The organism is Mycobacterium sp. 360MFTsu5.1 (assembly GCF_000383495.1).
Classification (GTDB): Bacteria; Actinomycetota; Actinomycetes; order Mycobacteriales; family Mycobacteriaceae; genus Mycobacterium; species Mycobacterium mucogenicum_B.
The window spans coordinates 20381-28053 of the sequence record NZ_KB911482.1 but is presented as its reverse complement, the minus strand read 5'-3'; the positions used below and the strand labels follow the sequence as shown (position 1 = coordinate 28053).

General features: G+C 66.2%; 6 protein-coding genes and 1 tRNA gene. 3 read left to right on the top strand and 4 right to left on the bottom strand.

Translation table 11 applies throughout. From position 1 onward, the window contains the following. The coding region (locus tag H289_RS31655; protein WP_020104413.1) for an HNH endonuclease signature motif containing protein at window positions 1–792 on the top strand (792 nt) is incomplete at its 5' end. Window positions 793–930: 138 nt separating this feature from the next. On the opposite strand, the gene H289_RS0129220 is transcribed toward H289_RS31655, so the two are convergent. After that, window positions 931–1734 carry an acyl-CoA thioesterase gene (locus tag H289_RS0129220; protein ID WP_029105916.1) on the bottom strand — a complete coding sequence of 268 codons (804 nt, stop codon included), beginning with the start codon at window positions 1732–1734 and terminating at the stop codon, window positions 931–933. A gap of 34 nt (window positions 1735–1768) precedes the next feature. Then, window positions 1769–3010 (bottom strand): phytanoyl-CoA dioxygenase family protein, encoded by a 1242-nt coding sequence (locus tag H289_RS0129215; protein ID WP_020104411.1) that lies wholly within the window; start codon window positions 3008–3010, stop codon window positions 1769–1771. A gap of 87 nt (window positions 3011–3097) precedes the next feature. On the opposite strand from H289_RS0129215, the gene H289_RS0129205 reads away from it, so the two are divergent. Then, window positions 3098–3171, top strand: a tRNA-Ile gene (locus tag H289_RS0129205). A gap of 125 nt (window positions 3172–3296) precedes the next feature. Here the strand turns inward: H289_RS0129205 and H289_RS0129200 are convergent. Together H289_RS0129200 and H289_RS31650 are read right to left on the bottom strand one after the other, a co-directional pair. Continuing rightward, window positions 3297–3668, bottom strand: a complete 372-nt coding sequence (locus H289_RS0129200; protein ID WP_020104410.1) for a hypothetical protein — start codon at window positions 3666–3668, stop codon at window positions 3297–3299. 153 nt (window positions 3669–3821) lie between these two features. Continuing rightward, window positions 3822–5378 carry a sensor domain-containing diguanylate cyclase gene (locus H289_RS31650; protein WP_196810105.1) on the bottom strand — a complete coding sequence of 519 codons (1557 nt, stop codon included), beginning with the start codon at window positions 5376–5378 and terminating at the stop codon, window positions 3822–3824. 171 nt (window positions 5379–5549) lie between these two features. Between H289_RS31650 and H289_RS0129190 the strand changes: the two genes are divergently transcribed. Then, complete coding sequence (locus H289_RS0129190; protein ID WP_020104408.1) at window positions 5550–7616, top strand: FUSC family protein; 2067 nt, start codon at window positions 5550–5552, stop codon at window positions 7614–7616. Window positions 7617–7673 lie beyond the last annotated feature (57 nt).

Here is a 7673-nt window from a genome sequence, read left to right as displayed (position 1 = left end):
AAACAACAACCCGACGGCATGTCCAAAGTGGACGGCTGGCTCGACCCCGAAGCACGCGCCACCCTCGAAGCAGTCCAAGACAAACTCGGCGCCCCCGGCATGTGCAACCCCGCCGACCCCACCCCGTGCCAGTCCGGCATCCCCACCCAGGCCCAGATCGACAACGACACCCGCAGCACCGACCAACGCAACCACGACGCCCTCGCCGCCATGGGCCGCATCGCCCTCGGAACCGACCTCGGCGACCACAACGGCCTACCTGTCGCCATCGCGGCCACCTGCACTGTCGCCGAATTGGAGCGCGGCACCGGCCACGCACTCACCCTCACCGGCAGCCGGTTACCGATCTGCGATCTCATCCGCATGGCTGCCCGCGGCGCCGACCACTACCTCGTCGTCTTTGACGACCACACCGAACAACCGCTGTACATGGGCCGCGCGCGTCGCACCGCCACTGTGGCGCAACGATTCGCCCTCTTCGCCCGCGACCACGGCTGCACCAAACCCAACTGCACCGTCCCCGCCTCGCGTTCTCAGGCCCATCACGTCGACACCGACTGGCGCGATGATGGCCCCACCGACATCACCAACCTCGCCCTCGCCTGCGGCTGCGACAATCGCCTCGCCGACACCGGCGGCTGGAGCACCACCATGCAAAACGGCCGCGCCCACTGGACCCCACCACCACTGTTGGACGTCGGCCAACCACGGACCAACCAATATCACCACCCCACGTTGTACCCGGCCGAGGGTCAGGACGCCGATGGCGAAAGTGGCAGTCCCGCAAACTGATCCGGCATTCCGCCGCGGCATCCAAAACCGCGACGGCAATGCTACGTGCGCCGCTACGAATCGCTCGTTGACGATGCGACTCGCGGAGACGCAGTGAGTGCCGCTCGACTCCTTCGACGGCGTAGCGCCCGTAGCGCGTCAGCCCTTGAAGTAGACGATCTGGTGGGTACTGGCGAGCAGCGCGCCATCGCGAGCCCACACATGCGCACTCTGGTCGAAGTACCCGTCCGAGAAGCGATTTGCGTGCGCACTGCCCAACACGTAATCACCGCCGATGCTTTCGAGCTCCTGCCCATTGGCATGGAAGTACGTGGTGAGTGAGATCGTGCCGGCCGGAAAGAATCCACCGCGCCGCAGGAAAACCCGGGGATAGAAGATGTCGGACATCGCGGCCAGGGCGGCGAAGTCGATGCCGCGCTCGTTGGCGTCCCGCACCCACAGCGTCGTCCGCGACGACTCACTGGGCTCGGCATCCTCTGCCGGAAAAGGGTTTTCGGTGAAACGCATGTCGTACTGGCTGACCCACGGCAGGGGAGGACCGCTGATTTCGATCCCTTCGGGTCCAGGCGTACTCGGCATGCGCGACTCGTCGTCCGACCAGGTGTCGCGGCGGATGCCGAAAACCATGGTGGCCGTGGTCTTGATGTCGCCGTCCTGGCTGAGTTCGGCGATCCAGTGCTGGTTCGTGCGGTTGGTGCGGGCCGGCTTCAGCGAGATGTCGAACTCGCCGTCGGCGATGGGCGCCGCGAAGTTGACCGTGAGCGCCAGCGGTTCACCGATGCGGTCGGGCCGCAGCTCGACCGCGTGCAACAGCGTCGCCGCGGTGATGCCGCCGAACGGGCCGACCATGTTCGCCCAGTCCGGGTGCGTCTGACCACGCATGCGCGTGTCATCGACGGGCTGCAGGTCGAGGGCTTTGTCGAACGAATGAGAGCCGGTCACGCTCAACATGATGCCTGGTGCTGGTTTGGCGCCCTCAGTGTGTTGCGGCGCGACTGGACACCTTGCCCGTCGCGTCGGCGCGGAAGAGGGCGTCGTTGTAGTGGCATCCCGCGGGAATCCACTCGAACGTCTTCTCCTCGGCGAACTTGTAGTAGAGGACTCGGCGGCCGGCATTCGGTGCGGTCGGCGGGGGAGTGCTGTGCATGATGTCGCCGTAATGCAGTGTGAGATCGCCGGGTTCGGTGTCGAGCTTGACGACGGGCAGGTCGCCCTCGCGGCCCCACTGCAGCCAGTGCTTGGTATATCGGTGCGAGCCGGCCAGCACCATCAACTGACCGTTGGCTCCGTTGGCGTGGTCGAGCTGGATGCCCGCCTGGATGAGCGGGCACATGACGGGGTGTCCGCCGATGCCGTCGTCGACGTGCCAGCCCAGATCACCGTCGCCTTTGACCACGTCGGAGTTCTTGATGAAAACCATTGGGCCGTCGAGCCGGTCGTCGCAGACTCGCAGCTCTGGGCCCGCCAGTCGGGCGTACGCGGTGGTGCGTGGTTCTGTACACAGCGCCTGTAGGACGTCGGAGTAGCGGCCCAGATAGTTGATGCGCGTGACGATTTCGGCCCCGCTGGAGTTCAGCGACCACCACGAGAACGGATCGCCGGGTGTGGTCATGGCCCGGACTGTCTCGACTTCCGCGCCCCACGCGGCGACCTCGTCGGGGCTGTAGACGCCGCGGATGTGCAGGTAGCCGGCGACGTTGAAGAAGTGGCGCAGGTCTTCGATGTCGTCGTCGACGGTGAAGGTCTGGTGCAGATCGAGCGGCCGACCGTCCCGGTCGATCAGCGTGTCCCGCACCGCGGCGGTGTAGATCGGGGTGCCGGTCAGGAGGGTCTGGGTGGCTGGCTCCCAGCGCTGCCAGTCCTGCAACGTGCCGCGTGCCAGCCGCGCCCGCTCGGTACGGACGGCACCGGACGCGGAGAGCAGTCGGTTCAGGAACGCCGAGAGCGTGGTCTCGTCGAGCTCCACCAGGGTGGCGCCGGTGTCACCGCCGGTGGCCTGCACGCCTGCCGGTGTTGCGTGCCAGGTGTAGGTCGTGCCGTCGGGGAGTTGGAAGGCGAGCGGCGGGACGTCGGCGAGGTCGTCGACGACGAGAGCGCCGTGTCGCGCGTTGAGGGCGGGCAGTTCGTGGGTGTGGAAGTCGTCGAACGAATGACGTGGAAACGACGCTGCGATGGCGTCGACCCACGGCAGTCCGGTGCCCACCTCGTCGGTCGCCATCGTCGTCCTTCCCTACGCCCCGATTATCAGCCCGTGGCGCGTCCTCCCGTGGCGCCATGCGAACATGGTGGCCGCGATCTTCGCGATGGGGCGGTAGCTCAGTTGGTTAGAGCCGGGGACTCATAATCCCTTGGTCGCGGGTTCGAGCCCCGCCCGCCCTACTCAAAGGCTGTATGACGTCGGCTGATGGCTGACATTTCTTTGTCGGGTGATGCCTGACAGTGTTTCGGCTGATGCTTTACACCTGCTTCGGCTGATCCTTGACACCCAGCCCCGCCCGCCCTACTCAAACTCGCTGACGCGGCGGACTCAGCGATATCCGCCGTTTGACTCGCGCCGAACTACCCCGACTGTCGGTGGCTTCGACTTCGATCACCGCGATAACGGGTTCGCCTCGCTTCAACGCGCGAGCGGCCTTGCGTTGGGCGACGGGCGGAATCTCCACGGCGAGAGTGGCTTTGCGCAACGGCGGCAGGTTCAGCATGGCGGGGCGCAGATGAAGTGTGCGGGGTTGGCGCATCCGGCGGGCAACGTCGATCTCGCCGGTGGCGATCACGTCGCAGGGCAGGCCGGCCGAACGCACTTGCAGAACAACAGAATCACCCAGCGGCTGGTTGCGTTCGCCGCCGAGCCACAGCCTCACGTTCGGCAGCGTCATGCCGCCGGCTTCCTCATCGCGACTTAGCCGCGATGCGATGGCAGCGCTGATCAACCTGCTGGTCAGTCCACCTTTGCGACGCGCCACGACGGTAACCTACGCCGGTTGGCAACGCTGCGAAGCAGGAATGCGGCGCACAGCGAGTCCGGTGCGTTACGGCTGCCTGGGTTGTTCCGTCAGCGGTGCCACGGTCGGCAGGAACGGGTTGATGCGGGTGTGGCGCAGGGTGCCGGGAACATTCGAGAATTCGGCGACCACAACGCGATTCCGGCCCGCCCGCTTCGCGGTGTACAGCGCGGCATCGGCGCGATTGAGGAAGTCATCGAGCGAGTCGTCGGCATGGAGGACGCTGACGCCTACGCTGACCGTCACCTGGCGGCCCTCAACCGCCAGAGCTGCGACCGCCGATCTCAACCGTTCGCCGAATTGCTCGGCTCCATCGGCATCTGTTCCGGACAGCAGCACTGCGAATTCTTCGCCACCGATGCGGGCAGCCAGATCATGTTCGCGGACCAACGATTGGCACGTGGTGGCGATCGCCGTGAGTATCCGATCGCCGATGGTGTGTCCGTATTGATCGTTGACCTGCTTGAAGTTGTCGACGTCGAACACCACTGCGGCCAGCGGTGTTCTGTCGGCAGCAGCCGATGCGATCCGGTTGGTCAGCTGTTCCACGAAATAGCGCCGATTCGCCAGCGGCACCAAGGGGTCCTGACGGGCCAGCATCCCGAGTTTCTCGGCCATCCGGCGCCGCTGTTCGAGCAGCGAGAACAACATCATCGAGAAGATGCACCAGGTCGTGGCGACGAAGAGGCCGACAGTGGCGAGGCGCCCGGGCAGGCTGATCTTGGCCAACAGGTTGTTCGCGGTCGTGGCCGCCCAGAACACCGCCGGCGCGATCAACGCGTTGGCGCTGGTGACACCGCGCAGACCTCGCCGCAGACCGACCCAGATGACCAGTGGATAGGTCATGCCGAGGATCAACAGCGGATCGATGGGCAGGACGGCCATCAGTACGCCGCTGACGGCGATCGTCACTGCGCTGACCACGAGATCGGTTCGGTCTGTACGGCGCTGTCGCCCCGCACCGGTGTCGGTGGCCGCCCATGCCAACAGCAATGGCGTGACGAGCAACTGCCCTACCGAGTTCCCGATCCACCAGTGCGTCCAGGCTTCCGGAATCTGGCTGACGTCGGTCAACTGACGCTGTGCGCCATGGACCAGCAGGGCGTCCCAATTGTCGGGCATCAACCCGGACGGGATGGTTCCCAACCACCACATTGCCGCGACGCCACCGGTGGCGCTGAGCGGCTGCAGCACCAAGAAGACCAGGACCGCGAACAGCCCGACGTCACGCGGCGAGTCGAAGCGAGGCGAGATGCGCCACCGCTGGAAGAGTGCGGCACCGAGCATGCACTCCAGGCTGTTGACGGCGCCGATCAACGCTCCGCCCAGCACCGAAGGCCCGGTCCAGATGGACAAGATCGACTGGCCGAGTAGTACGCCCCACGTCACGCGCCGGCCGAAGAGAATGCAGAACGCGAGTGCGATGCCTTCGGGCGCGAACATCACGCTGGTGACGTTGTCGTGCTCCACCGACACCTCGAAAGCCAACCTGCCGAAGACGACGTAGCCGATCGTCAGCAAAAGTGATGCGGCAGCCGTACCCCAGCGCGAGTCGCGCGCCTTCTGTACCCATAAACGCCACATCGAGGTGATGATAGCCAGGCTTTGTGGCAGGAGCATATTCCCGCGGACGTGCAAATCCAGCAACGCGATACCGGTTGCTGATGTCACGTGGGATTCGGGGCGATACGCGCTGTCGCGGCGCGGAATCGGCCGGCACCGATGGCACCCAGGTTGGTGCAGGAGAATTGACCTGTGCAGTTATTGGCGGCGGTACGGAGAGCGAGTGTCCTCAGCGCCGCCGATCCGGGGCACATCAGGCTGCGGAGCGCGGCGGCGACCACGTTCTCGCTGCTGCTGGCGATCGGCGCGATGCTGGCGTTCACCCGTGCGGCCGGCCAGCCGGTGACGGTCGCGATGCTGGGCGCGGTGGTGGCGATGCAGGCCTCGGCCGCCGTCAAGGACCGAGACCAGCGCAGCCGCAACATCACGACGCTGCTGCTGTTCTTCCCGGCGATCGGCGCCATGGCCTTGGCCGCACTCCTGGTGCCCCACGGGAAGATCGTCGACGTCGGCTTCATCGCCGTGCTCTTCGCCGCGGTATGGGTGCGGAGGTACGGCCCGCGCGGAAACGCGCTCGGGATGGTCGCGTTCATCTCGTACTTCTTCGTGATGTTCCTGCGGACCCCGGTGCATCAGATTCCGGTGCTGGCGGTCGCGGTTGCGGTGGGAATCCTGTCGTCGCTGGCGGTGCACGTGCTGCTGTTTCCGGAGCGGCCGCGCGTCGAGGCACGTCGCCTCCTGTCGGCGCTGCGCGCCGCGTCGCTCTCGACACTCGACGTCGCCACCCGGCGCGGCGAGGTGAGCGTCGACGTCGCACGGCACCAACTCGACCAGCTCGGTGAGACGGCGCTGCTCATCGACGACTGGCTGGACCGGCATGAGGCCGCGAAGTCCCTCAGCGTCACCAGCAAGGACCTGGCGCTGCGGGTGTTCGAGGCACAGATCATGCTGGAGCAGGCGGCGTCGTTCCTGTGGGGGCTGGACCAGGATGAGCCGTGGCCCGAGGGTCTGGTCGACGCGGTTGCAGCGCTGCGCATCTGCCTGGACAACAACCCCACCGACGAACAGCTGCGGCAGGCCCGACGGCTGGGGGCCGCGGCGGCCGACAAGGCCGACCTGTCGACCTCGGCGGGCGTCGCGACGGCGACGGCGTACCGGGCTATGCAGGCGCACTTGGCAATTCACCACATCACGACCAACGCCCGCGGCATCAGCGACGACGACATCGCCGCGGCCGGGACCGACGCTGACGACGATCAGGACGCGCCGACCGGACTCAATCCCAGCACCAAATCGGCGATTCAAGTCGCGGTGGCAACCAGTGCCGCAACGGTTCTGGGCAACCTGATCTCACCCGATCGTGGATATTGGGCGGTGCTGACGGCCTTCCTGGTGTTCACGGGTGTCACGACGCGCGGCGAGATCCTTTCGCGCGCAGGTCATCGCATCGTCGGCACCATCGCCGGGGTGGTGGCGGGTGTGCTGCTCGCCGCGGAGATCGGGCACAATCCGGCGCTGCAGATCGTCGTCCTGGTGGTCTGCGTGTTCTTCGCGTTCTACCTCGCGACCGTCGCCTACTTCTGGTTGACCTTCTTCGTCACGGTTCTGCTGGCGATGTTGTATGGCCTCCTGGGCAATTTCAGTGCCCAGGTGCTCGAGGTGCGCATCGCGGAAACAGCAGTGGGAAGCCTGGTGGGTATCGCGTCCGCGTATTTCGTCTTCTCCACCAAGACCCGGGCCACCTTCGCCGCGAAGGTCAACGACTACCTCGACCAGATGGAGCGGGTGATCGACACCGCGGTAACGGCGGTACTCGATGCAGGCGATGCAGGCGATCTGGTTGCCGACACCCGCCGGATGGACAACGCGCTGAAGGAAGCCGTCACGGCCGGCAAACCGCTTCAGATGGGGCCACTTTCGGAGCTCCGGCATGGGGTCCGGCGCATGATGCGCGGTCTGCAGGTCGCGAACCGCTCGGCCCACGCGTTGGCGCGGGCGGGGGTCACCGCGGCACACGGTGCGCAAGTTCCCGACGGCGCCGACGAGGCCCTCCACCAGGCGGCGGCGCGCGCGGGTGCCGCGGTGACCGGCATTCGGAAGCTGGTTGCTGGTGACGATCCGAACACGTCTGAGAAGCGCAGTGATACAGCTCTTTTCGACGTCGGTCTACCGGAGATGCGGCCAGGCCCGGTCCGGGCGTCGGTCCGGGCGCTCAATGTCATCGACCGCGCGCTGACAGAGGTGACTGTTCGGGTGTGATGCTCGGCGGCCTGCAGGCCCCAGGGCAGTTCGTGAAAAAGTGTCCCCTCTTTCGGG